This is a genomic window from Kosakonia quasisacchari, from assembly GCF_004331415.1.
Taxonomy (GTDB): domain Bacteria; phylum Pseudomonadota; class Gammaproteobacteria; order Enterobacterales; family Enterobacteriaceae; genus Kosakonia; species Kosakonia quasisacchari.
Genome location: NZ_SJOP01000029.1, coordinates 1 through 23,677, shown reverse-complemented (window position 1 = coordinate 23,677; position 23,677 = coordinate 1). Strand labels below are relative to the sequence as shown.

Below are 23,677 nucleotides of genomic sequence, written 5' to 3'. Positions count from 1 at the left end.
CCGCCTACGGGCGGTTTTTTTATGGGCGCAATATGGCAAACAAGAAAATTCATGGGCGCAAAGGCGGCAGCTCCAGTTCCCGCACTCCCACAGAACAGCCTGACGATCTCCAGTCTGTCGCGAAGGCGAAGATCCTTGTCGCGCTGGGCGAGGGGGAGCTTTCTGGCCAGCTCACTGGACAGGGTATTTTTCTCGACGGCACGGCGCTGCTGAATGCCGATGGCTCATCGAATTTCAGCGGAGTGACCTGGGAGTTTCGCCCTGGCACACAGGCGCAAAATTATATCCAGGGCATTCCAGGTACCGAGAATGAGATCAGCGCCGGCGTCGAGATTAAAAGCTCAGTGGCCTGGACGCATACGTTTACGAACTCTCAGCTTTCTGCGGTACGCCTGCGCCTGAAATGGGCGTCACTTTTTAAACAAGAAGATGACGGCGATCTGGTGGGTAACCAGGTTCAGTACGCGATTGATCTGCAGGTGGATGGTGGGGCGTTTGTCACGAAAATTAACACCGCCGTCAGCGGGAAAACCACATCGGGATACGAACGCAGCCACCGTATCGATCTGCCTCCCGGTGCCATTTCATGGACTGTGCGGGTAAGGAAAATTACCGCTGACGCCAACAGTGCCAAAATCGGCGACACGATGACACTACAGAGCTACACGGAGGTGATCGACGCCAAACTGCGCTATCCCAACACCGCGCTGCTCTATATCGAATTTGACTCCAGCCAGTTCAATGGCTCTATCCCGCAGATTTCCTGTGAGCCGCGCGGACGTGTGATCCGCGTGCCGGACAATTACAACCCGGAAACACGCGCCTACACTGGAACATGGTCCGGTGCCTTTAAATGGGCATGGACTGATAACCCGGCATGGATTTTTTACGATCTGGTCGTCTCTGACCGTTTCGGCCTTGGCGATCGCCTGACGGCTGAGAATATCGATAAATGGACGCTCTATCAGGTGGCGCAGTATTGCGATGCGCCAGTGCCGGACGGTAAAGGCGGCAGCGGTACCGAACCACGCTATATCTGTAACGTCTATGTTCAGGATCGCAACGACGCCTATACGGTATTGCGTGACTTCGCCGCCATCTTCCGGGGTATGACCTACTGGGGCGGCAACCAGATTGTTACCCTGGCGGATATGCCGCGCGATGTCGATTACAGCTACACAAAAGCAAACGTCATTGACGGCCGATTCAGCTACAGCAGCAGCACGACGAAAAGCCGGTATACCAGCGCGCTGGTTTCATATTCAGATCCGGATAACGGTTACGCTGATGCAATGGAGCCAGTCTTTGAACAGGAACTGGTAGCCCGCTACAAAGGTTTTAACCAGCTTGAGATGACGGCAATCGGCTGCACACGCCAGTCAGAAGCGAACCGAAAAGGGCGCTGGGGGATCCTCACCAACAATAAAGACCGGGTGGTTTCTTTCTCCGTGGGGCTGGATGGCATGATCCCACAACCTGGATACATCATCGCTGTGGCTGATGAGAACCTGTCTGGTAAGGTTACCGGCGGCCGTATCAGCGCGGTGAATGGCCGGGCGATTACCCTGGACAGAGCGCCGGATGCTGTTGCCGGTGATCGGCTGTTCCTGAACCTGCCTTCCGGTGCTGCGCAGAGCCGTACCATTCAGGCGGTTAATGGAGAAGTGGTCACGGTGACCACCGCTTATAGCGAAACACCGGAAGTGGAAAGCGTATGGATAGTGGAATCGGACGAACTGTATGCGCAGCAGTACCGTGTTGTCAGTGTGACCGATAATAATGATGGGACGTTTTCCATCACCGGCGCGGCTCACGATCCGGATAAATATACCCGTATCGATACCGGGGCTATTATCGACAGCCGCCCCGTCAGCGTCGTGCCGCCGGGCAGCCAGGCAGCGCCCGATAATATCGCTATCGACAGTTATTCCGTGGTGAACCAGGGGATCAGCGTTCAGACCATGCGCGTTTCATGGACGGACACGGCCAATGCGATCGCGTATGAAGCGCAGTGGCGCCGCAATGACGGTAACTGGGTGAACGTGCCGCGCAGCTCCACCACCTCGTTTGAAGTGCCGGGCATTTATGCGGGACGCTATCTGGTGCGCGTGCGCGCCATCAACGCCGCTGAAATCTCCAGTGGCTGGGGATACTCAAGCGAAACCACGCTGACAGGGAAAGAAGGTAACCCGCCCAAGCCGGTTGGCTTTATGGCGACAGGTATTAACTGGGGTATCCGTCTTAACTGGGGATTCCCGGCTAATACCGCTGACACGCTGAAAACAGAAATTCAGTACACAGCCAACAGCGATTTTTCAGATCCGCTGCTGCTCTCCGATGTGCCTTACCCGTCGGCTGAATACACCCAGCTCGGGCTGAAGGTCGGGCAGGAATTCTGGTATCGCGCGCAACTGGTCGATAAAACCGGCAATGAATCAGGCTATACCGACTGGATCAGGGGGATGGCAAACGACCAGGCTTCTGACTACCTTGGTGATGTTACCGGTGATTTCCTCACTTCCGCCGATGGTAACCGGCTGACAAGTGACATTGATACTAATCTGGAAGCGGCAATGCAAAATGCGCTGTCGATAGGTGCGACGGTTGATCACCAGTGGCGTCAGTATGGCGAAGTACGTGCTGATATTCTGGTTGTGAAAACAACGATTGCAGAAGTCGGTAATGCGATGGCTGAGTTGTCCACCCAGGTACAGGCGAAGATTGATGATGTTACCGCAACGCTTGAGGACAAGCTTACGGCGGTAGTGGACGCTGATGGCGCCACGGCTATCTATACGCTGAAGACAGGCGTGCGGATAAACGGCGTAATGTATAACGCCGGGATGTCCATCGCCGTACTGGCGCAGGCAGGGCAGCCGGTAGTGACCAGGGTGGGATTCAATGCCAACCAGTTTGTGCTGATGAGCGGCAGTGGTACCACGCAATATTCGCCCTTCGCGGTGGTCAACGGCCAGGTATTTATCTCCAGTGCATTCATTCAGGACGGGACGATCACAAACGCCAAAATAGGGAGCTATATCCAGTCGAATAATTATGTTGCTTCTCAAACCGGATGGCGGTTAGATAAAGGAGGTAACCTTGAAATTAATGGATATACCTCGGGGCAAGGAAGGGTTCTAATAAATAATGAAGGGCAAAAAGTATATGACCAAAATGGCACGCTGCGTGTTGTTGTCGGTAAGTATTCTTAGTGTTATCGGGTGTTCTTCGTTTAATTCCGGTATAAAAGATGTTAATTGTACTGGTGTTTATAATTCACGGAATCTTACTTCTGAAAAAACACAGTATGTGGTTAAGGTCAATAAAATAAGGATTGACCACAATGGCACAATTACGATCAGGCCAGTAAATACGCTTGATTTACGTTTTTTCCCTGGATTCAAAGAAAAGAGCCTGTTGACTAATTATCAATGTCAGGGGGAGGATTATGGCCTACGGAGTCCAGCTATTTGACGCAGATGGTAACGAACTTGTGGGGAGGTTTGTACCGACATTTATTATTGATTACATAACCTCTCCCGCAACAGGATCTCGATCCTATCCATCCGTACAGGGTAAAACATTACGCGTTTACCCATTGCAGTACATAGGCGATGGAGCGCGATACGGGACGCCGAACGCCAACGCGTCTGTGTCTGGAAACACAGTCACATGGTCATCGGTTTCAGCATCAGTTCCTATTATGATTGTCTACGAATAATGGTAGTAAACAATGGCCTATGGATTGCAAATATTTCGTGATGACGGAAGCCTGTGGATTAGCCCGGATGTCACCCCTCTAAATTATATGGGGAAAATCTATTTTGCAAATGGAACGGTTGATACCGGTATTTCGTCAAGTAAATCACTAATGTTTTTCGTCAGGCATAACGGCCCTAATGGTGCTGGAACGTTCATCCCGAATAACTCTGGTAGCACATGGAAAATAACAATAACAGGATCTAATTACTCTGGACTTATTTATCTGTTTTCAAATACGGTAAAAAACCAGAGTGGGTACGGGGTTGCCGTTTATAATTCCTCAGGTGAGATGACGTGGAATACCGACATGCTCCCGTTACAGGTTTTAAAAGTTAACAACCCATACGGCGTAACTCAGACTGGATCTTTTACCGTTTCCGCTGGTGTCCCTGTTGCTGTAAACCCAGGAATTTGCTCAACATGGCTTGCCGTGCTTAATCCAAGTGCAGGGCAATACATTATTGGCGCAATAGCTGCTGGAGCATACGGGAACACAATATATGGAACCAGAATAGGTGGCGAAGAAATCGTAGGGCAAAGGCCAGTTTATCGATACAAAGAGGTGTTCCTTTGTATCGATGTCTCAAAGTATCCATGATAACCGCTTCGGCGGTTTTTTCATTTTATGGAGTAAATATGTCAGCAGGAACTTTAACCCTAACCAATAATTCTGCTTTGGTGGGTGGTAGTGGAACAGCATTTGCTACAGAGCTGGCCGCCGGAGATTTTATTGTCGCCACTGTCGGCGGCATCGCTTACACACTGCCCGTAAAATCTCTCGAAAGCGCTACATCTCTGACGCTCATCAGCAACTATCCGGGACCAACACAATCTGGCATTGCATGGTCAGCCGTTCCGCGCGCAGCACAGAACCAGATTACTGCTGCGCTGGTGGCACAAACCACAGAGGCGCTGCGCGGCTTAAACAGTGACAAGCAGAACTGGCAGGCCGTATTCAGTGACAGCGGCGATATCACAGTAATCCTTCCTGATGGCTCCAGCTTCACCGGCCCGAGCTGGAAGAAAATCAGTGATCTCCTGGCTGATATCGATCAAGCTGGATTGCAGCAGATTGCAGATCAGGTATCGGCAAATGCTCAGCAGGTTGCCACAGATCGGCTTGATGTTGACGCTAAGGCGACTCAGGTTTCAGGCGATGCCGCTACTGCAAGCCTGGCGGCCACAAATGCGGCTGCAGCAAACACAACGGCACAGCAGGCTAAAACTGATGCTATTGCAGCAAAAGTCGCAGCAGAAGCTGCTCGGGATGCCGCACAGTCAGCGAATCCGGATAACCAGCTGAAGAAATCCAACAATCTTAGCGATTTGACGGATATAGCAACTGCTCAAAATAACCTGTCAGTCTATTCAAAATCACAGACGGACAATGCTATCACGGCTGCGCTTGCGGATACTCCGTGGCTACCAATGACGCTCTCGTCCGGATTCACACTCCATACGACTTATGATCCTACAGCGCGCGCGGTCTACCGTGTAAATAAAGGATATCTTGAGGTGCAGGTGTCGCTTAAAGGACCAACAGCAAATGCTGGAGTTTTCTTCACCCTGCCTACAGGAAGCCGCCCATCCATACAATATTTTGTCCGCGCTGTTGGTCCTGGCTCTGATTACAATACGTCCCCTTCATACGGCTCTTACATGGTTGTCAAAACTGATGGGACGTTAAGTATCAACAGTACTAATTTAGACCAGGGTTTTTACGCGTATTTCAAAGTGCCTATGGCTTAAGGATTTAGTAATGGATAAATTTACGATTATAAATGCTCTGGATAAAAACCTTTATTATACCATTGATTTTATTGTTGGTATTTCCGGTAATACTCTTCCGGAAGTGTGGACGCTTGACCGATTGGGGGATGGTTATTACAAAGCGCAATATCAGGGCGCTAAAGTAGATCCAGAAACAGGTGAGGCGACTGGAGGTAAATGGGTAGAAACTGGTGGACCTTCCCGCGACGATATTATTGCCGCGGCTGACTGGCAAAAAAACTCTGCAATCTCAGAAGCGACAACCAGAATTGCCCCATTACAGGATGCCGTGGATATTGGTATTGCGACTGACGAAGAGCAATCCAGCCTTTTATTATGGAAAAAATATCGGGTATTCTTGAACAGGATTGATACAACAACTGCACCAGATATCACATGGCCCGTGAAGCCATTATAAAAATTTTCTTCATCCTAACTTCTTCTCCAGAATAGATAATCCCGCTATAACAGTTCCCGCTAACGAAGCGGGGGCTTGATCATGCACCTGAACCATTCTACTGTATATAAAAACAGTATTAAACAGGGCTACACTATGCAGTTCATCAAACCAGCAGATTTTCCGCGCGCAGTTGTCGCGCTTCCGCTCTTCAGCGATCTCGTCCAGTGTGGGTTCCCGAGCCCGGCCGCTGATTATGTTGAGCAGCGAATCGACCTTAACGAACTCCTTGTGCAGCGCCCCAGCGCGACGTACTTCGTCAAAGCCGCGGGGGATTCCATGATTGATGGCGGAATCAGCGACGGAGATCTGCTGGTGGTTGACAGTTCGCGCACTGCACAGCACGGCGATATTGTGATCGCGGCGGTCGATGGCGAATTCACCGTGAAACGTCTGCAACTTCGACCAACCATACAGCTCAACCCAATGAATTCGGCATACAGTCCGATCCGGGTAACAAGCGAAGACACCCTGGATATCTTCGGTGTCGTAACTTTCATTGTTAAACCGGCGAGCTGAACATGTTTGCGCTGTGCGATGTGAACAGCTTTTACGCGTCGTGCGAAACCGTTTTTCGACCTGATTTGAAGGGGCGACCAGTCGTCGTTTTGTCGAACAATGACGGCTGCGTGATCGCCCGCAGTGCCGAAGCGAAACCTTTCGTGGTGATGGGTGAGCCTTATTTCAAACAGAAAGAGGCGTTCCGGCGCCACGGTATCGTCGCATTCAGCAGCAATTACGAGTTGTACGCGGACATGTCAAACAGGGTCATGACAACCCTGGAAGAGATGAGTCCTCGCGTGGAAATATACTCAATCGATGAAGCCTTTTGCGACCTGAGCGGAGTCCGCAATTGTCGTGATTTAACTGACTTTGGGCGCGAGATCCGGGCGACCGTGCTGAAGCGCACTCACCTGACTGTCGGCGTCGGCATAGCGCAAACCAAAACCCTGGCGAAGCTGGCCAACCACGCCGCGAAAAAGTGGCAGCGCCAGACCGGCGGCGTGGTTGATTTGTCCAACATCGACCGCCAGCGGCGGCTTCTGGCATTGGTACCGGTGGAGGATGTCTGGGGCGTTGGTCATCGTATCAGCAAAAAACTGAACGCCTTGGGCATTAAAACCGCGCTTGAACTCTCAGAACAAAGCACTTGGATTATCCGCAAGCATTTTAATGTCGTGCTCGAGCGAACTGTGCGGGAGCTACGCGGCGAACCATGTCTCGATCTTGAGGAGTTTGCGCCAGCAAAGCAGGAGATTGTCTGCTCGCGTTCTTTCGGTGGACGAATCACCGACTACGATGAAATGCGCCAGGCGATATGCAGCTACGCAAGCCGGGCGGCAGAAAAACTACGCGGTGAGCATCAGTATTGCCGGTTTATCTCCGCTTTTGTTAAGACCAGCCCGTTTGCATTAAACGAGCCGTATTACGGCAACAGCGCATCGGTAAAGCTACTCACGCCAACACAGGACAGCAGGGACATTATCAATGCCGCCACCCGGTGTCTGGATGCAATCTGGAAAGATGGCCACCGATACCAGAAAGCGGGTGTGATGCTCGGCGACTTTTTCAGCCAGGGCGTCGCGCAGCTCAACTTATTTGACGATAACGCACCGCGCGCGGACAGCGATAAGCTCATGGCTGTACTGGATCAGCTGAATGCAAAAGATGGGCGCGGTACGCTATATTTTGCAGGGCAGGGCATACAGCAGCAGTGGCAGATGAAGCGCGATATGCTGTCGCCCCGGTATACTACACGCTATTCTGATTTAGTTATTGTACGATGATATATAGGTCAAATTAATATAAATACGGAAATTTTATGAGCGAAGAACAAAAGGCATACGAAGCTGTTAAGGAATATGATGAGATTATTCAAGAAAACTTTCGCAATTCCTTAATAGACAGTGCGAGTTTAGCAACAATTGAAACTACGACTATACTTGATAAATTTAGCATGTGGCTCCTAGTAGGTGTAGGGGCAACTGCTACATTAATGATAGCAAATATTGATAAAATCTTACCTTTTATCACCCCCTTTGGCTTTAAAATTTCCGTATTTTTTTTAGCACTTTCATCACTTGCTGGTTTTCTGTCTAAATATTATGCTTTAGTAGTTTTCTCTGCCGCAACGGTAACCGTTAGAATGACGGAGTTGATACAAAGTAAGTCAAAGGAGTATGAGGAGCAGTGTAAAAAAAGAGATGAGATGGGGCGAAAGATTGGGTACGTTAGCGAAATAGAAGTAAGTCTTGAGTCCTTTATAGATCAATATATCAATCTCTTTCCATTTCAGTGGCTTAGAAATAAAATAAGAAAAAGAATGAGTGTTTTTACAGTATCAAAATCAGGTAATAAGTCTGCAGTACATGGTGTTGTATTCCAGAGTATAGCCTTATTGTTGCAGTCGTTATCGTATATTGCTTTTTTAATAGTGGTTACCTACTTTATAAATCTCCATTAATCGGAAATATCAATTCCACTCCTTGATTCTTCACGTTCCCAACGGCGCGAGCTACAGCGTGCCATATAAACTTGTCGGCGGGCACAACACCGCCGGCAGCTATATCCTCCGCTTCCTTTCCTCCGACATCCTGTCGCATCCATTCACGCGCCGCTTCAGGAGAAAGCACTAGCGGTCGCCTGTCATGGATATCCACCAGGCCTTTATCGGCAGCTGCTGTAACAATCAAAAATCCTTCCGCCTCATCACCTCGCTCGAACGGTGTGCTTCCGATCACAGCCATGAAAATTGGCTGGCCGTCGGCGCGGTGGATGAAATAGGGTTGTTTTTTGTCTCCCTCCTTTTTCCATTCAAACCAACCGTCAGCGAAACAAATTGCGCGCCCATGTTGCCACATAGGTTTGAACATTCTGCTGGTAGCCGCAGTTTCTACCCGCGCATTAATCACTGGCGGTTTATCCCACCATCCTGGTGAATATGACCAGATTACTGGATCGAGGTGTAAAATATTATCGCGCTCGCTGAGTATCAGAACTTTGGTTCCCGGAGCCACGTTATAGCGTCCAATGGGTTCTGGATCATATGGAATATCACGTTCGGCTTCATCGGCCAGGTAAGCCAGATATTCTTCACGGGTTTGAGCTTGTGCAAAACGTCCACACATAGACACCTCCAGCACTGTAATGCTGAAAGTATAGGGCAGGAAGAAAAACTGGTGCGCACCCTTAAGTACTACGTTTTATAAGGGAATTTGATTTAACAGTACACGGAAATTTAAGTAAAGGAACGGTCAGCGATTCTGGTAAGTACCTCTCAAAAACGTACCGAACAGACAGGGTTTTTTCTTGCCTGATCGCAGGCATAAAAAACAACAACAATGGGTTGGTTTCTTTTGAGATTTTTGGTCGTTACAATATCTCTGATTCAGAGCCCCTTAGGACCTCAAGCTTAGCTATTTTAGGGATTCCCAATGCAGAAGCCGTGACGTCAAACTGTTTATCCATCTGAATTATGAAAATCTGCTTTGTGTCAATTGTGTTAAGACCTCTCGTGTATATCACTATTAAAAGTAATGATTTTTGCGAGAGTTTTATGTACAATTTCATGCAACTGGATTTTAGTTGCAAACATGCTCTCAATGGATATACTTGAATGAGTAAAAGCAAAAAACTAAGGGAGCGGCTTGGAGCGCTGCCAAAGGATTTTACCTGGGAAGAGCTTGTTACACTTCTTGGTCAGTATGGTTTTAATATTTTAAACGGCTCTGGTTCAAAGAGAAAATTTGTCAATGATCACGGTAGGTTAGTGTCATTTCATTGCCCTCATCCGGGAAATGTTGTGAAAGGGTACGTACTCAAGGAAGTTAAGACTCTTTTAGATGAGCTAGATAATCATGAGTAATATGTTGAAATATAAAGGTTATTTTGGAAGTGTTGAGTTTTCTTTGGAAGACAAGGTTCTTCATGGAAAAATTCAATGCGTAAATGATCTTATAACTTACGAAGCCGAAACCCTTGATGGTTTACAACTAGCTTTTGAGGAAGCTGTTGATGATTATCTGGAAACATGCATGGCCTTAAAGAAAGAACCAGAAAAACCAATGAGTGGTACATTCAACGTTCGTATAGGCTCAGAACTCCATAAAAAGGCCTATTTGGCAGCTTGTGCTCATGGCAAGAGCCTCAACGACTATGTAAAAACAGCGATTGAAGAAAAGGTGGTAGATAAGAAAGAATTTCATTTCCACTTTGAAAAACGTGAGAGAACTGAGGTTTTTTCGCATGAGTATTTCACACCCTCAGAACGCGAACCGAAGTGGAGAGGGAATGTTGAAAAAGGGACTCGACACTAATGCTGGAAAAAATCAAATATAAAGGTTTTGAAATTTCTTCGTCACAGTTTGTTGAACACAAAGACAGTGAGGGCGGGCGCTTTAAACTGCTCGTTAGCGATGGTCAGTTTGCTTCTGGCTATGATGAGGAAGATAAAAAAAGCTGGGCACAAATGGTTTTAGAGGCTTCGATTAAAGGCTATACCGATGAAGCTCTAGATAATCCTGATGAGCCAGACGAAAATGGGTTGGCATTTGAAGCCAATGTTAAGATAGATGTCTTCTATGATATAGAAGGCGATGAGCCCATTAGTGAAGAATTTTACACATCAAATCTATGGTTCTTCGAGAATTTTACATCTATTACATTAAAGCTGGCGTTTGAGACAATATTGGAACGAACCCCGATGCGTACCATTAAACTCCCATGGTCAGTGCCTTTGGAGTCAGTAGAAAATTAAAAACAAAGCCCTGCTGAGAACAGGGCCTTGGGGGGCGGAAAGTCTGAGAAACTTTCCGGTGTGTATGGAGGTAACCCATCCGCTACACGTATGTTTGACAAACGAAGTCTAGCGGTTCTCCTGGCAATTCGCAACCTGTATGGGTTTACAGGTATGCAGGGAATGTAGACCTATGGCTACTGGAACCTGTCGCAAATGTGGAAGTACTTGCGAGATTATTTTTCGCTATACCGTCGTGGTTGATGGCGTAGTGCGTCACGCAAAGAAAGGGAAGCCATTTCCGATTCCACTTTGCAGTTGTTCAGAGAAAAAAGCAGCTTAATTTCGCTGTAAAAAATGCTTCTTGACTGACACTATAAATTAGGAAGTTTAAGTTAAGCGGCTTTTCAGGGCTTGGGTTCGGTATTATACCGGATTCAGGCCCTTCTAATTTCAGGCTGATCAATCCACTGTTACCTTGCCTTCTCAATGAGAGCCGATCCCTGCGGTAACCAAAATACCTATTGTGATAAAAGCATATCGCCGAAGAACGGCGACCATATTCATGATGAAGGAAAGGTGAAGGTAGCAGTTAATGACCGTTAATCTCACTGAGGAAAAAATTATCGGTTCCCATAAAAAAACTGCACCTGACAAAGTTGATTTTCAACTTCTTTGGTGCAGTCGATTTCGCGGACTTCATTCATCTATGAGCCGCGGCTCCTTTACGTATCCTTTTTTGTCCATTTGGTGTCCGGTCACCGTCCGGGATAAGTGGCTAACTTACTGTTTTTTAAGACTCTGTCCTGCCACTGTCCATGTATATTTGGTGGAGCTGGCGGGAGTTGAACCCGCGTCCGAAATTCCTACATCCTCGGTACTACATGCTTAGTCCAGTCTTTGATTTCGCTTGCCGGCTGCGGACGGACACGCCACTAACAAACTAGCCTGATTAGTTTTAACGCTTCAACCCCAGGCAGGGCATCCACGCGATCTCTTTTGGGTTTGACCTCTCTTGATCCCCGTCCTAAGAGCGGAGGCTAGGGAGAGAGGGCTCTAAGCAGGTTATTAAGCTGCTAAAGCGTAGTTTTCGTCGTTTGCGACTATTTTTTTGCGGCTTTTTACGAGGCCAACCGCCCCTCGGCATGCACCTTGGGTTTCGCGAATCCCGTCGAATCCAGAATCAGCCCCAAAAGTGTGACGGTGAGTATAACAGATTTATGACGTGCCATTCCAGTCCATATCACAATGACTTTTAACGAGGGGGGCGAAGTAGTTGGTATGTGTTTACCTGGCAGGGCACCTGCTGTATACCATCATGCCATTTTTGTTATTACCGCGTGCAAAACGAAGGCTTCATAAGAAACAGTCAATTTATCAGAGCGAACATAAATTGGCTTGATCAGCCATAGCTTATCGCAGAATGCCAATAGGTTACGTGCGCAAAAAAGCGCCGAGATTATCTACCGCAATGGGAAACATTTTCTGTTCAACTGGGAGATTACAGACGTGGTGATCATGACTGGTCAAAATCGATGCTGGATTATCTTATAAGGTATTGAACAAATTGAATGAAGCGCTTAGGGAGTGTTGAGAAGCGTTGAATGCCCTCTCCCGGCGTGAGAGGGCGAGTCGGGCGAGGTTAACGCCCGGCGTTTTTCATAATGCGTGCTTTATCCAGTTGCCATTCACGCTCTTTCAGATCGGTGCGTTTGTCGTGCTGTTTCTTACCTTTCGCCACGCCGATTTTTACTTTGCACCAAGCGTTTTTCCAGTACAGCGACAGCGCCACCACGGTATAACCTTCGCGGTTGATGCGGCCGTAGAGTGAATCGAGTTCGCGCTGGTTAAGCAGCAGTTTGCGTGTGCGAGTCGGATCGCAAACGTAGTGGCTGGAGGCTACGGTCAGCGGCGTAAAGTTTGCGCCAAACAGAAAGGCTTCGCCGTCTTTCAGAATAACGTAGCTGTCGCCAATGTTTGCTTTACCGGCGCGTAAGGATTTTACTTCCCAGCCCTGCAGTGCCAGCCCGGCCTCAAATTCCTCTTCGATAAAGTATTCATGGCGGGCGCGCTTATTCAGCGCAATGGTGGCTGAACCTGGTTTGTATGCTTTTTTCTTCGTCATAGTGTCGTGAAGCCATCCGGTAATCTGATATCTGAAACTGACCTCATTGCGTCCCGTGAGGTTTAGCCGGATATCTTAGCATGAGTTCGGGCATAGCGTTTTCCTTTCATCCTGGGGAAATGGTATTATTTGACGATTGTGTGAACGCGGAAAACGATATGCCTCAGATTAGCCGTACTGCGCTAGTGCCTTACAGCGCGGAACAAATGTACAAGTTAGTGAATGATGTGAAATCTTACCCGCAGTTTTTGCCTGGCTGTACTGGCAGCCGAGTGCTGGAATCCGGGCCGACGCAAATGACGGCGGCGGTGGATGTTTCCAAGGCCGGGATCAGCAAAACCTTTACCACGCGTAATACGCTGGACACGAATCAAAGCATTTTGATGCACCTTGTTGATGGTCCATTCAAATCTTTGATCGGCGGCTGGAAGTTTACCCCACTGAGCGCCGAGGCCTGCCGGATTGAGTTCCAGCTGGATTTTGAATTTACCAATAAGCTGATTGAGCTGGCGTTTGGCCGTATCTTTAAAGAACTGGCGGCAAACATGGTGCAGGCGTTTACGCATCGGGCGAAAGAGGTTTATCGTGCCGGGTAACATCGCTGTTGAAGTGGCTTACGCACTGCCGGAGAAACAGTATCTTCAACGGGTGACGATCGAAGAGGGCGCAACCGTTGAGCAGGCGATACGTGCTTCCGGTTTGCTCGAGCTGCGTGATGATATTGATCTGAACGTGAATAAGGTTGGTATTTACAGCCGCCCGGTGAAATTACAGGATCCTGTGCATGATGGCGATCGCGTAGAAATTTACCGCCCGCTGATTGCTGATCCGAAAGAGTTGCGCCGCCAGCGCGCTGAGAAGTCGGCAAAGAAAGTGTAACGCGATAGAGCCGGGTTTTGTTCGCTGTACAAGCAGGGAAGAAGCAAAAAACGACGGGAAAACAGCCGACATAAAAGGCTCAAACAAAAAAGTGCTCATTGAGCACCTTTTTGCATTTCTGCAACCTTAGTCTTTGGTCAGCGCAGGTTTGTTATCCATATTGGTCAATACGCCGTTGCTGCTGAACGTCAGTGTCAGGGTTTGCTGCGAAACATCTTCATGGCCTGGTTGCTGGCGGAACACGTAGAACCAGGTGTTACTGCCAAACGGGTCGCTCATCATCGGCGTACCCAGTGCATAAGCAACCTGCTGTTGCGTCATACCCACGCGGATTTTAGAAACATCGTTTGGCGTCAGGTAGTTCCCCTGATTGATATCAGGACGGTAAACCACGCGTTCTACGGTAGAGCAACCTGCGGTCAACATCAGAAGAACCGCTGCGGCAGCAGTCAGCATTTTACAGCGCATAGTGATTTGATTCCTTTTCGGCCCGAACAATACGTGGCTCATATGTAATATGCCGATGATAATAGACCTTTCGCCAGTTTAAAACCTTTGCCGGTGGGTCTGTTGTCGATTTTGTCGAGAACTCAGACCGTCATATTACAAAAAAGTTTACGCGGCCAGCAGCTCTTTGGCGTTAGCCAGCGCATTGCGGGTCACTTCACTACCGCCAAGCAGGCGTGCCAGCTCCTGCAAACGGGCGCGTTTATCCAGCGGCTGCATATGTGTTTCGGTCATTGCGCCATCCGTTTCTTTACTGACAAAGAAGTGATGATGGCCACAACCGGCAACTTGTGGCAGGTGCGTTACGCACATTACCTGCGTGGATTCACCCAACTGGCGCAGTAACTTGCCTACAACAACGGCCGTCGGGCCGCTAATGCCGACGTCGACTTCATCGAAAATCAGCGCCGGGGTTTCTATTTTCCGCGCGGTGATCACCTGGATAGCCAGCGCAATACGCGACAACTCACCACCGGAGGCGACTTTGGCAATGGATTGCAGCGGCTGACCGGGGTTGGTGGTCACACGGAATTCAATGCGATCGGCACCTTCTGCTGTCAGCGAGTGCGCATCAAACGCAACATCAATGCAAAACACGCCATGCGGCATAGAGAGAGCATGCATGCTTTCGGTAATTAATTCGCCAAGTTCTTGCGCATATTTCACGCGCTGGTCATGCAACTGCTGCGCGGTAGCCAGCGCGAGCTGGTGGTGTTGTGTGACAGCCAGCGCCAGAGTTTCCTGAGAGTCGGCCTGATCGTCAAGCAACTGTTGTTCATCAAGCAGCGACTGGTGAAACTGAGGCAACTCTTCCGGGCTGATGTGATGTTTGCGCGCCAATGAGATCTGCCGTGAGATGCGCTGTTCCAGCTCGTACAAGCGGTTCGGATCGAGTTCTAAGCGGTCGCAGTAGTGGCGAAGCTCATCGCTGGCCTCGCTAATCTGAATGGCTGCTTCTTCGAGCATATCCAGCACGCCAGAGAGACGCTCATCCATGCCAGCCAGTTCGCCAAGCAGCTGACGTGCGGTATAGAGCTGGCTTTGCAGATTGGTATCTTCACCGTCTGCCAGCACATTCAGTGCATGCTGGCTGGTAGAAAGCAGTTGTCCGCTGTTGGCGAGGCGTTTGTACTCTTCGTCAATCTGCTCGAACTCGCCTGGCTGCGGGTTAAATTCATTCAGCTCTTTCAATTGATAGTGCAAAAGCTCTGCTCGGGCCGCGCGCTCCTGGCTTTGTTGTTGATGCTGAGCCAGTTCACGGCAGCTTTGATGCCAGGCGCGATAGCGTTCGGTCATTTGCAGAGTGAGTGCATACTCACCGGCGTAGCCGTCGAGCAGGTTCTTCTGCTGCTCTGGCTTAATAAGAAGCTGATGCGCGTGCTGACCGTGGATCTGAATGAGCAACTGACCCAGCTCGCGCAACTGGGAAAGCGGCACCGCTGTGCCGTTGATAAAACCGCGAGAGCGCCCGTCACTGCTGATCACGCGGCGAAGTAAACACTCACGACCATCTTCGAGCTGGTTCTCTTCCAGCCAGCGCTGGGCGGCAGGGGTATCTTTCAGTGCAAAGCGGGCGCACAGGTCGGCGCGCGGCGCACCGGCACGCACCATGTCGGCATCCGCACGACCACCCAGGCAGAGCCCGAGTGCGTCAATGGCAATGGATTTACCCGCCCCGGTTTCGCCGGTAATAGCCGTCATCCCGCTGTGAAAATCAATCTCAAGCTCACGGACGATAGCGAAATTACTGATGGTCAGTTGTGCCAACATGATTGCTTTCCTGTATGAAAAACCATAACTGTGTTTTCATACAGTATAAACTGGTTTTATATACAGTAAAGTGTTGTGCAATGATTTTCAGAACAATTTTTTCGACCAGCCTAGTTTTGAACTTAACGTATTGAAGTAGCTGTAATCTTTTGGGTGGATAAGATTGAGATGGTAATCGCAGCGGCGGATTAGCACATCTTCACCTTCCTGAATCGGTAGCGCGATTTGGCTATCGCAGCTCACCTCAAGATCGCTGCGGCGATGGGAAAAACGCAGGCGAATGGTACTGCTGCTATTAATCACCAGCGGGCGCGCTGACAAAGTATGCGGGAACATCGGCACCAGCGTGATGGCGTCCAGCGATGGCGTTAGAATTGGCCCGCCGGCGGAGAGCGAATAGGCGGTGGAACCGGTAGGCGTGGAGATAATCAGCCCGTCCGAACGCTGGGAAAAGGCGAAAACTTCGTCAATATAGACTTCAAATTCTATCATATGGGCAACTTTGCCCGGGTGCAGCACCACTTCGTTGATCGCGGTGCTAATGCGCTTCTGGCACTCTTGCTGGCAGACCTGGACTTCCAGCAGAAAACGTTTTTCAGCGATATAATGCCCCTCCAGCACATCAGCCAACTGTTGCTGCGCGTTGTCAGGATCGAGATCGGTGAGAAAGCCGAGGTTGCCACGGTTAATGCCAATAACCTTGATGTCATAGCGCGCCAGGGTGCGCGCCGCGCCCAGCATATTGCCATCGCCGCCGACAACCACCGCGAGATCCGCTTGCTGGCCGATTTCAGCCAGTGTGCCAGTTCTCACATTATTGAGCTGCAGTTCCTGGGCAATCTGTTGTTCGACAATGACGTCATAACCTTTGGCGCTTAACCAGCGATATAACATTTCATGTGTGGTCAGTGCGGTAGGGTGCCGTGGATGCCCGACAATACCAATACACTTGAAATGATGGGTCATTTTCTGGTGGTCCTTGTGGCGAATGAAATGATGACAATCTGTCACGCTCCCTTGAATCCCGGAAACGGATCCCCATAATAATGCAGGTTGGCGAAATGAATGCAAAAAAACGCGGAGAAATTCATGAGTAGTAAAGAACAGAAAACGCCTGACGGGCAAGCCCCGGAAGAAATTATCATGGAACAGCACGACGAAGTTGAGGCAGTTGTTGAGTCTGACGATTCTGCTGGGCAGGTGGATCCGCGCGATGAGAAAATTGCGAACCTTGAAGCGCAGTTAGCTGAAGCGGAAAGCCGCGAGCGCGAAACTGTTTTACGCATTAAAGCGGAAATGGAAAACCTGCGTCGCCGTACCGAACAGGATATCGAGAAAGCGCATAAGTTCGCGCTGGAGAAGTTCATTAATGAACTGTTGCCGGTAATCGATAGCCTGGATCGTGCGCTGGAAGTGGCGGACAAAGACAACGCCGAGATGGCACCGATGGTTGAAGGCATTGAGCTGACGCTGAAAAACATGCTGGATGTGGTGAAAAAATTCGGCGTGGAAGTGATTGCTGATACCGACGTTCCGCTGGATCCAAACGTGCATCAGGCGATTGCCATGGTGGAATCTGAAGAGATTGCCGCCGGTAAAGTGCTGGGCGTGATGCAAAAAGGTTACACCTTAAACGGCCGCACCATTCGCGCTGCGATGGTGACCGTTGCTAAAGCGAAGGCGTAACCTTTCCAGATAAAACCCTCTCCGCCCGGAGAGGGTTTTTTTTCGCTTATTCTGCGACGCTTTCCCGCAGCGCTTTGATTGGAATCACCTGCACCTGCTTAATCATATTGTCCTGCACATCGAGAATATCGATATCGTACTGTTCAATACGTACGCGCGTACCTACCGCCGGGATCTCTTCCAGCGCCTCCAGCAGCATGCCGTTAATGGTGCGGGCTTCGTCTTCCGGTAAGCGCCAGTTAAAGGCTTTATTCAGTTCGCGCACGTTGGCGCTGCCATCGATGATCACCGAGCCGTCATTTTGCGGCGTGGCTTCATCTGCCAGCGCAGGCGACATGGACGTGGTGAAATCACCGACAATCTCTTCCAGAATATCTTCGACTGTCACCAGTCCCTGAATATCGCCATATTCATTGACCACCAGGCCGACTTTCTTTTTATTACGCTGGAATTTCACCAGTTGCACACTCAGCGGCGTACCTTCCGGGACATAGTAGATTTCATCGGCGGCGCGCAGCATCACCTCTTTGGTGAACTCGTTTTTTTCCGTCATCAGCCGGTAGGCTTCGCGCACGCGCAGCATGCTGATGGCGTCATCCAGCGAATCGCGGTAGAGCACAATACGGCCATGCGGCGAGTGCGTGAGCTGACGAACAATGGCTTTCCAGTCGTCATTGATATCAATGCCGACGATTTCGTTGCGCGGCACCATGATGTCGTTAACGCTGACCTTTTCCAGATCGAGAATGGACAGCAACATGTCCTGGTTGCGGCGGGAGATTTGCGAGCGTGATTCATTCACGATGGTACGTAACTCATCTTTACTGAGTGCGCCGCTGACAACTACATCGGCTTTAATTCCGACCAGCCGCATCAGCACGCGGGTTACGCCATTGAGCAACCACACCAGCGGCAGCATAATCACTTGCAGCGGTACCAGCAGGAAACTACTGGGAAACGCCACTTTCTCCGGGTAGAGCGCAGCGATGGTTTTCGGCAACACTTCTGCGAACACCAGCACCACAAAGGTCAGTACGCCGGTGGCGATAGCGACGCCAGCATTTCCGTACAGACGCATGCCAACAATTGTACCAATTGCCGATGCCAGAATATTGACGAGGTTGTTGCCGATAAGCACCAGGCTTATCAGGCGGTCGGGTTTACGCAACAGCTTTTCTACGCGTTTTGCCGCGCGGTTGCCCTGCTTGGCTAAGTGGCGCAAGCGGTAGCGGTTGAGTGTCATCATTCCGGTTTCGGAACCGGAAAAATAGGCCGAAACCACGACCATGATGATTAGCGTAATAATCAGCGTCGTGGTGGAGATGTGTTCCAGGGGGAACTCCTTTCTGTTTAGCTCACGAACTGCTGCAGGATGCGGCTGCCAAAGTAGGCCAGCGTTAAAATCCCCGCGCCTGCAACGTTGAACCAGACGACCCTGCGGCCGCGCCAGCCCTCATGGTAATGGCCCCACAGCAGGACGATATAGACAAACCAGGCGATAATGGAGAGCACCGCTTTGTCGATATTTTCCATGCTGAACAGGTTCTGCATAAAGAACAGGCCGGTGCAGAGCGTCAGCGTCAGCAGCACTACGCCAACCTGAGTAATGTGGAACATTTTGCGCTCAATCACCATTAGCGGCGGCATTTCGTTGCTGAACGCCAGCCGTTTATTCTTCAATTGGTAATCAATCCAGGCCAGTTGCAGCGCGTACATGGCCGCAATGATCAGTGTGGCATAGGCGAAGAGCGACAGGCCAATATGCACCAGCATGCCAGGCGTGGCTTCCAGATGGGTGATGTACTCATTGGGCACAAAAACGGCGAAAGCGAGGTTGATTAACGCGAAAGTATAGACAATCGGCAACAGCAGCCAGCCGCGATTCTTCGATGCCACAATGGTCATCACTGTACAGATCATCAGGCTAACCAGCGAACCGACATTCAGCAGGCTCAGGTTTTGCCCGCCGTCATCCGGGAATAGGCGTTCTTTTAAGCCGAAACCGTGGCAAATAAGTGCGATTACCGCCGAAAGGATAGCCATTCTGCGCCAGCCGCTGTTTTTTTGTAACAGGCTGGGAACGATCAGCGCAATGCTGATTGAGTAGGCGACAAGAGCGATCAGGGCAAAAACGGGCATAGGATGTCGGCAGTTGACTGAAGAAGAAAGGAAAGCAGTATAACGTTAGGCGACGTTGGCTCCAACAGTTGCATCACATACAGGAGTAATGTCTTCATGTTATACTGCGAGAAATTTCTGTTATGCGTCGCGCTGGCGGCCATCGTATCACCTCAGGCGAGAGACAATGTTTGATAATTTAACCGATCGTTTGTCGCGCACCCTGCGCAATATCAGCGGCCGTGGACGCCTCACTGAAGACAACATCAAAGACACCCTGCGCGAAGTGCGTATGGCGCTGCTGGAAGCGGACGTTGCGCTGCCAGTGGTGCGTGATTTTATCAACCGCGTAAAAGAGAAAGCGGTTGGTCATGAAGTAAACAAGAGCCTGACGCCCGGTCAGGAGTTCGTCAAAATCGTGCGCAACGAACTGGTTGTTGCGATGGGCGAAGAGAATCAGAGCCTGAACCTCGCTGCGCAGCCGCCGGCGGTGGTGTTGATGGCGGGTCTGCAAGGTGCGGGTAAAACCACCAGCGTCGGTAAGCTTGGTAAATTCTTGCGCGAAAAGCACAAGAAGAAAGTGATGGTCGTTTCTGCCGACGTTTACCGTCCGGCGGCGATCAAACAGCTGGAGACGCTGGCACAGCAGGTTGAAGTCGATTTCTTCCCCTCTGACGCCGCGCAAAAGCCGGTGGATATCGTTAACGCCGCGCTGAAAGAAGCGAAGCTGAAATTCTACGACGTACTGCTGGTGGATACCGCCGGTCGTCTGCACGTCGACGAAGCGATGATGGATGAGATCAAACAGGTTCACGCGGCGATTAAGCCGGTGGAAACGCTGTTTGTCGTCGACGCCATGACCGGTCAGGATGCTGCAAATACCGCCAAAGCCTTTAATGAAGCGCTGCCGCTGACCGGCGTAGTGCTGACGAAAGTGGACGGTGATGCTCGCGGCGGTGCGGCGCTCTCTATTCGCCATATCACTGGCAAGCCGATTAAATTCCTCGGCGTTGGTGAGAAAACCGAAGCGCTGGAGCCGTTCCACCCGGATCGTATCGCTTCGCGTATTCTCGGCATGGGCGATGTGTTGTCGCTTATCGAAGATATCGAAAGCAAAGTTGACCGCGCGCAGGCTGAGAAGCTGGCGAATAAGCTGAAGAAGGGCGACGGCTTCGATCTGACCGACTTCCTTGAGCAATTGCGGCAGATGAAAAACATGGGCGGCATGGCGAGCCTGATGGGCAAGCTGCCGGGCATGGGGCAAATCCCGGATAACGTTAAAGCGCAAATGGACGACAAGGTGCTGGTGCGTATGGAGGCGATCATTAACTCCATGACGCTGAAAGAACGCGCCAACCCTGACATCATCAAAGGTTCACGCAAACGCCGTATCGCCGCCGGCTGCGGTATGCAGGTGCAGGATGTGAACCGTCTGCTCAAACAATTCGACGACATGCAACGCATGATGAAGAAGATGAAAAAGGGCGGAATGGCGAAGATGATGCGCGGCATGAAAGGGATGATGCCCCCTGGTTTCCCGGGTAGATAATATCGGCCTGGCTTATTGGCCATTTTGACGCCGGGGTGTGCTCGAAATGCTCACGTACTACGTGTACGCTCCGCTTTCTGCGCGCACGCCGACGCCAAACTGGCTGCAACGCCAACGGCCTCACTCCTCACAGTTTCGTAACTGTCGATTGCTTTTTAGCAAAAAATGAGTAAAATTTTCGGGCTTTTAATATGACACCGGGCTCCGTTCCTCGATGGGGCCTGGTGTTTTATTCACACAAGAGGATGTTATGGTAACTATTCGTTTAGCACGTCACGGCGCTAAAAAGCGTCCGTTCTACCAGGTTGTTGTTACTGACAGCCGCAATGCACGTAACGGTCGCTTCATTGAGCGCGTTGGCTTCTTCAACCCGATTGCTTCCGATAAAGAAGAAGGCACCCGCCTGGATCTGGATCGCATTCAGCACTGGGTTGGCCAGGGCGCTACCGTTTCCGATCGCGTTTCCGCGCTGATCAAAGAAGCACAGAAAGCAGCTTAATCTGTCACGGTGGTCATGATGAGCAAGCAACAAGCCGCACCGGTCCCTGTCGAGCCAATTGTTGTCGGTAAGCTGGGGTCTTCTTACGGAATTCGTGGTTGGCTCAGAGTGTTTTCCTCCACCGAAGACGCCGAAAGCATTTTTGACTATCAGCCCTGGTTTATCCAGAAGGCGGGTCAGTGGCAGAGCATTGAGCTGGAAAGCTGGCGCTACCACAGTCAGGACATCGTCATCAAACTGAAAGGTGTTGATGACAGAGATGCCGCGAATCTTCTGACCAATTGTGAAATTGTCGTCGATTCCGCGCAGTTGCCGGAACTGGAAGAGGGTGACTACTACTGGAAAGACCTGATGGGCTGCCAGGTGGTGACTACTGAAGGTTACAGCCTCGGTAAAGTCGTCGATATGATGGAAACCGGGTCGAATGACGTTCTCGTCATCAAGGCAAACCTGAAAGATGCATTTGGTATCAAGGAGCGGTTGGTTCCGTTCCTCGATGGGCAGGTTATCAAGAAAGTCGATCTCACTACTCAAACCATTGAAGTAGATTGGGATCCTGGTTTTTGAACCTCCGGATATACGGTAAAAGACGGCGCTATGTGGATTGGCATAATTAGCCTGTTTCCTGAAATGTTCCGCGCGATTACCGACTACGGGGTAACTGGCCGGGCAGTAAAAAATGGCCTGCTGAGCATCCAGAGCTGGAGTCCGCGTGATTTCGCTCACGACCGGCACCGTACCGTGGACGATCGTCCTTACGGCGGCGGACCGGGGATGTTAATGATGGTGAACCCGTTACGGGACGCCATTCATGCAGCAAAAGCCGCGGCGGGCGAAGGCGCCAAAGTGATTTATCTGTCGCCTCAGGGGCGCAAGCTTGATCAAGCGGGCGTCAGCGAACTGGCAACGAATCAGAAACTGATTCTGGTGTGTGGTCGCTACGAAGGGATAGATGAGCGCGTAATCCAAACCGAAATTGACGAAGAATGGTCTATTGGCGATTACGTTCTCAGCGGTGGTGAGTTACCAGCGATGACGCTGATTGACTCGGTTTCCCGGTTTATTCCGGGGGTACTGGGACACGAAGCTTCGGCAACGGAAGATTCTTTTGCCGATGGGTTGCTGGACTGCCCACACTATACTCGACCTGAAGTGTTAGAAGGGATGGAAGTACCGGCGGTGTTACTGTCGGGGAACCATGCTGAGATACGTCGCTGGCGTTTGAAGCAGTCGCTGGGCCGCACCTGGCTTAGAAGACCTGAACTTCTGGAAAACCTGGCTCTGACTGAAGAGCAAGCAAGGTTGCTGGCGGAGTTCCAACGTGAACATGCACAACAGCAACAGAAACATGATGGGTCGGTTTAAGAAACCACCCGAATATCAGTTTACCCAGGATAAGAGATTAAATTATGAGCAACATTATTAAGCAAATTGAACAAGAGCAGATGAAGCAGGACGTACCTTCCTTCCGTCCGGGTGATACCGTGGAAGTGAAAGTATGGGTTGTTGAAGGTTCCAAAAAACGTCTGCAGGCATTCGAGGGCGTGGTTATCGCTATTCGTAACCGCGGTCTGCACTCTGCATTCACTGTTCGTAAAATTTCCAACGGCGAAGGCGTTGAGCGTGTCTTCCAGACTCACTCTCCGGTAGTTGACAGCATCTCTGTCAAACGTCGTGGTGCCGTTCGTAAAGCTAAACTGTACTACCTGCGTGAGCGTACTGGTAAGTCTGCTCGTATCAAAGAGCGTCTTAACTAATAAAACGCACGCGCTACATCCAAAGCGTGTTGTGAAACAAGGGGTTGGCGTAATGCCAACCCC

Annotated in this window: 25 protein-coding genes and 1 other RNA gene; 18 read left to right on the top strand and 8 right to left on the bottom strand. The window is 50.3% G+C overall.

Going from position 1 to position 23,677, the window contains the following annotated elements:
- Nucleotides 1–32 precede the first annotated feature (32 nt).
- The 7 genes from E0L21_RS22515 to E0L21_RS22480 all read left to right on the top strand — a co-directional run bounded on the left by E0L21_RS22515 (nt 33) and on the right by E0L21_RS22480 (nt 8,453).
- A complete protein-coding gene (locus tag E0L21_RS22515; protein WP_131413439.1) occupies nt 33–3,212 on the top strand; it encodes a host specificity protein J in 3,180 nt (1,059 codons plus the stop codon).
- 521 nt (nt 3,213–3,733) lie between these two features.
- On the top strand, nt 3,734–4,360 hold the full coding sequence (locus E0L21_RS22505; protein ID WP_131413435.1) for a hypothetical protein: 627 nt from the start codon (nt 3,734–3,736) through the stop codon (nt 4,358–4,360).
- 38 nt (nt 4,361–4,398) lie between these two features.
- Nucleotides 4,399–5,511: a hypothetical protein gene (locus E0L21_RS25280; RefSeq protein ID WP_235855278.1), complete on the top strand. Its 1,113-nt coding sequence runs from the start codon at nt 4,399–4,401 to the stop codon at nt 5,509–5,511.
- Between the two features lie 10 nt (nt 5,512–5,521).
- A complete protein-coding gene (locus tag E0L21_RS22495) occupies nt 5,522–5,950 on the top strand; it encodes a tail fiber assembly protein (protein ID WP_020454423.1) in 429 nt (142 codons plus the stop codon).
- Nucleotides 5,951–6,085: 135 nt separating this feature from the next.
- Nucleotides 6,086–6,508: a translesion error-prone DNA polymerase V autoproteolytic subunit gene (locus tag E0L21_RS22490; protein WP_044489689.1), complete on the top strand. Its 423-nt coding sequence runs from the start codon at nt 6,086–6,088 to the stop codon at nt 6,506–6,508.
- 2 nt (nt 6,509–6,510) lie between these two features.
- Complete coding sequence (locus E0L21_RS22485) at nt 6,511–7,776, top strand: Y-family DNA polymerase (RefSeq protein WP_131413433.1); 1,266 nt, start codon at nt 6,511–6,513, stop codon at nt 7,774–7,776.
- A 35-nt stretch (nt 7,777–7,811) separates the two neighbouring features.
- The gene (locus E0L21_RS22480; RefSeq protein ID WP_131413431.1) at nt 7,812–8,453 is read left to right on the top strand and encodes a hypothetical protein; all 642 of its coding nucleotides are present in this window, start codon (nt 7,812–7,814) and stop codon (nt 8,451–8,453) included.
- Here the strand turns inward: E0L21_RS22480 and E0L21_RS22475 are convergent.
- Nucleotides 8,437–9,117, bottom strand: coding sequence for an SOS response-associated peptidase (locus E0L21_RS22475; protein WP_131413429.1), 681 nt, complete (start codon nt 9,115–9,117; stop codon nt 8,437–8,439). The two genes, E0L21_RS22480 and E0L21_RS22475, sit on opposite strands and share 17 nt — an antisense overlap.
- 488 nt (nt 9,118–9,605) lie before the next feature.
- On the opposite strand from E0L21_RS22475, the gene E0L21_RS22470 reads away from it, so the two are divergent.
- From E0L21_RS22470 to E0L21_RS22460, 3 genes are read left to right on the top strand one after another with little or no spacing between them, the layout of a single operon-like run.
- Entirely contained in the window at nt 9,606–9,854 is a 249-nt protein-coding gene (locus tag E0L21_RS22470) for a type II toxin-antitoxin system HicA family toxin (RefSeq protein ID WP_131413427.1), read from the top strand.
- A complete protein-coding gene (locus tag E0L21_RS22465) occupies nt 9,847–10,305 on the top strand; it encodes a type II toxin-antitoxin system HicB family antitoxin (RefSeq protein ID WP_131413425.1) in 459 nt (152 codons plus the stop codon). Before E0L21_RS22470 ends, E0L21_RS22465 begins: the two co-directional genes overlap by 8 nt.
- On the top strand, nt 10,305–10,745 hold the full coding sequence (locus E0L21_RS22460) for a hypothetical protein (protein WP_131413423.1): 441 nt from the start codon (nt 10,305–10,307) through the stop codon (nt 10,743–10,745). Before E0L21_RS22465 ends, E0L21_RS22460 begins: the two co-directional genes overlap by 1 nt.
- Before the next feature lie 806 nt (nt 10,746–11,551).
- On the opposite strand, the gene ssrA is transcribed toward E0L21_RS22460, so the two are convergent.
- Together ssrA and smpB are read right to left on the bottom strand one after the other, a co-directional pair.
- Nucleotides 11,552–11,915, bottom strand: a transfer-messenger RNA (tmRNA) gene (gene ssrA / locus E0L21_RS22455).
- Nucleotides 11,916–12,366: 451 nt separating this feature from the next.
- Nucleotides 12,367–12,849, bottom strand: coding sequence for an SsrA-binding protein SmpB (smpB, locus tag E0L21_RS22450; RefSeq protein WP_017459912.1), 483 nt, complete (start codon nt 12,847–12,849; stop codon nt 12,367–12,369).
- Between the two features lie 158 nt (nt 12,850–13,007).
- Here smpB and E0L21_RS22445 point away from each other — a divergent pair, with 158 nt between their 5' ends.
- The gene (locus E0L21_RS22445; protein ID WP_025263873.1) at nt 13,008–13,445 is read left to right on the top strand and encodes a type II toxin-antitoxin system RatA family toxin; all 438 of its coding nucleotides are present in this window, start codon (nt 13,008–13,010) and stop codon (nt 13,443–13,445) included.
- The gene (locus E0L21_RS22440) at nt 13,435–13,728 is read left to right on the top strand and encodes an RnfH family protein (protein WP_131413420.1); all 294 of its coding nucleotides are present in this window, start codon (nt 13,435–13,437) and stop codon (nt 13,726–13,728) included. Before E0L21_RS22445 ends, E0L21_RS22440 begins: the two co-directional genes overlap by 11 nt.
- Nucleotides 13,729–13,854: 126 nt before the next feature.
- Here the strand turns inward: E0L21_RS22440 and bamE are convergent, their stop codons facing one another.
- The 3 genes from bamE to nadK all read right to left on the bottom strand — a co-directional run bounded on the left by bamE (nt 13,855) and on the right by nadK (nt 16,971).
- Nucleotides 13,855–14,196 (bottom strand): outer membrane protein assembly factor BamE, encoded by a 342-nt coding sequence (bamE, locus tag E0L21_RS22435; RefSeq protein WP_131413418.1) that lies wholly within the window; start codon nt 14,194–14,196, stop codon nt 13,855–13,857.
- 147 nt (nt 14,197–14,343) lie between these two features.
- Nucleotides 14,344–16,005, bottom strand: coding sequence for a DNA repair protein RecN (gene recN, locus E0L21_RS22430; RefSeq protein WP_131413416.1), 1,662 nt, complete (start codon nt 16,003–16,005; stop codon nt 14,344–14,346).
- Between the two features lie 87 nt (nt 16,006–16,092).
- A complete protein-coding gene (nadK, locus tag E0L21_RS22425) occupies nt 16,093–16,971 on the bottom strand; it encodes an NAD(+) kinase (protein WP_131413414.1) in 879 nt (292 codons plus the stop codon).
- A gap of 123 nt (nt 16,972–17,094) precedes the next feature.
- Between nadK and grpE the strand changes: the two genes are divergently transcribed.
- Nucleotides 17,095–17,691, top strand: coding sequence for a nucleotide exchange factor GrpE (grpE, locus tag E0L21_RS22420; protein WP_165501942.1), 597 nt, complete (start codon nt 17,095–17,097; stop codon nt 17,689–17,691).
- 46 nt (nt 17,692–17,737) lie between these two features.
- Here the strand turns inward: grpE and E0L21_RS22415 are convergent, their stop codons facing one another.
- Together E0L21_RS22415 and E0L21_RS22410 are read right to left on the bottom strand one after the other, a co-directional pair.
- On the bottom strand, nt 17,738–19,024 hold the full coding sequence (locus tag E0L21_RS22415) for an HlyC/CorC family transporter (protein ID WP_131413410.1): 1,287 nt from the start codon (nt 19,022–19,024) through the stop codon (nt 17,738–17,740).
- Nucleotides 19,025–19,041: 17 nt separating this feature from the next.
- Nucleotides 19,042–19,830 carry a cytochrome C assembly family protein gene (locus E0L21_RS22410; protein WP_131413408.1) on the bottom strand — a complete coding sequence of 263 codons (789 nt, stop codon included), beginning with the start codon at nt 19,828–19,830 and terminating at the stop codon, nt 19,042–19,044.
- 166 nt (nt 19,831–19,996) lie between these two features.
- Between E0L21_RS22410 and ffh the strand changes: the two genes are divergently transcribed.
- From ffh to rplS, 5 genes are all read left to right on the top strand, one after another.
- Nucleotides 19,997–21,358, top strand: coding sequence for a signal recognition particle protein (gene ffh, locus E0L21_RS22405; protein ID WP_131413405.1), 1,362 nt, complete (start codon nt 19,997–19,999; stop codon nt 21,356–21,358).
- A 250-nt stretch (nt 21,359–21,608) separates the two neighbouring features.
- Nucleotides 21,609–21,857: a 30S ribosomal protein S16 gene (gene rpsP, locus E0L21_RS22400; protein WP_131413403.1), complete on the top strand. Its 249-nt coding sequence runs from the start codon at nt 21,609–21,611 to the stop codon at nt 21,855–21,857.
- 18 nt (nt 21,858–21,875) lie between these two features.
- The gene (gene rimM, locus E0L21_RS22395) at nt 21,876–22,424 is read left to right on the top strand and encodes a ribosome maturation factor RimM (protein WP_131413401.1); all 549 of its coding nucleotides are present in this window, start codon (nt 21,876–21,878) and stop codon (nt 22,422–22,424) included.
- A 30-nt stretch (nt 22,425–22,454) separates the two neighbouring features.
- Complete coding sequence (trmD, locus tag E0L21_RS22390; protein WP_131413399.1) at nt 22,455–23,222, top strand: tRNA (guanosine(37)-N1)-methyltransferase TrmD; 768 nt, start codon at nt 22,455–22,457, stop codon at nt 23,220–23,222.
- Nucleotides 23,223–23,266: 44 nt separating this feature from the next.
- Complete coding sequence (rplS, locus tag E0L21_RS22385) at nt 23,267–23,614, top strand: 50S ribosomal protein L19 (protein WP_039057049.1); 348 nt, start codon at nt 23,267–23,269, stop codon at nt 23,612–23,614.
- Nucleotides 23,615–23,677: the final 63 nt, after the last annotated feature.

Coding starts and splice junctions, on each gene's coding strand:
- E0L21_RS22515 (WP_131413439.1), top strand. CDS start 33: ATGGCAAACAAGAAAATTCATGGGCGCAAAGGCGGCAGCTCCAGTTCC.
- E0L21_RS22505 (WP_131413435.1), top strand. CDS start 3,734: ATGGCCTATGGATTGCAAATATTTCGTGATGACGGAAGCCTGTGGATT.
- E0L21_RS25280 (WP_235855278.1), top strand. CDS start 4,399: ATGTCAGCAGGAACTTTAACCCTAACCAATAATTCTGCTTTGGTGGGT.
- E0L21_RS22495 (WP_020454423.1), top strand. CDS start 5,522: ATGGATAAATTTACGATTATAAATGCTCTGGATAAAAACCTTTATTAT.
- E0L21_RS22490 (WP_044489689.1), top strand. CDS start 6,086: ATGCAGTTCATCAAACCAGCAGATTTTCCGCGCGCAGTTGTCGCGCTT.
- E0L21_RS22485 (WP_131413433.1), top strand. CDS start 6,511: ATGTTTGCGCTGTGCGATGTGAACAGCTTTTACGCGTCGTGCGAAACC.
- E0L21_RS22480 (WP_131413431.1), top strand. CDS start 7,812: ATGAGCGAAGAACAAAAGGCATACGAAGCTGTTAAGGAATATGATGAG.
- E0L21_RS22475 (WP_131413429.1), bottom strand. CDS start 9,117: ATGTGTGGACGTTTTGCACAAGCTCAAACCCGTGAAGAATATCTGGCT.
- E0L21_RS22470 (WP_131413427.1), top strand. CDS start 9,606: ATGAGTAAAAGCAAAAAACTAAGGGAGCGGCTTGGAGCGCTGCCAAAG.
- E0L21_RS22465 (WP_131413425.1), top strand. CDS start 9,847: ATGAGTAATATGTTGAAATATAAAGGTTATTTTGGAAGTGTTGAGTTT.
- E0L21_RS22460 (WP_131413423.1), top strand. CDS start 10,305: ATGCTGGAAAAAATCAAATATAAAGGTTTTGAAATTTCTTCGTCACAG.
- smpB (WP_017459912.1), bottom strand. CDS start 12,849: ATGACGAAGAAAAAAGCATACAAACCAGGTTCAGCCACCATTGCGCTG.
- E0L21_RS22445 (WP_025263873.1), top strand. CDS start 13,008: ATGCCTCAGATTAGCCGTACTGCGCTAGTGCCTTACAGCGCGGAACAA.
- bamE (WP_131413418.1), bottom strand. CDS start 14,196: ATGCGCTGTAAAATGCTGACTGCTGCCGCAGCGGTTCTTCTGATGTTG.
- recN (WP_131413416.1), bottom strand. CDS start 16,005: ATGTTGGCACAACTGACCATCAGTAATTTCGCTATCGTCCGTGAGCTT.
- nadK (WP_131413414.1), bottom strand. CDS start 16,971: ATGACCCATCATTTCAAGTGTATTGGTATTGTCGGGCATCCACGGCAC.
- grpE (WP_165501942.1), top strand. CDS start 17,095: ATGAGTAGTAAAGAACAGAAAACGCCTGACGGGCAAGCCCCGGAAGAA.
- E0L21_RS22410 (WP_131413408.1), bottom strand. CDS start 19,830: ATGCCCGTTTTTGCCCTGATCGCTCTTGTCGCCTACTCAATCAGCATT.
- ffh (WP_131413405.1), top strand. CDS start 19,997: ATGTTTGATAATTTAACCGATCGTTTGTCGCGCACCCTGCGCAATATC.
- rpsP (WP_131413403.1), top strand. CDS start 21,609: ATGGTAACTATTCGTTTAGCACGTCACGGCGCTAAAAAGCGTCCGTTC.
- rimM (WP_131413401.1), top strand. CDS start 21,876: ATGAGCAAGCAACAAGCCGCACCGGTCCCTGTCGAGCCAATTGTTGTC.
- trmD (WP_131413399.1), top strand. CDS start 22,455: ATGTGGATTGGCATAATTAGCCTGTTTCCTGAAATGTTCCGCGCGATT.
- rplS (WP_039057049.1), top strand. CDS start 23,267: ATGAGCAACATTATTAAGCAAATTGAACAAGAGCAGATGAAGCAGGAC.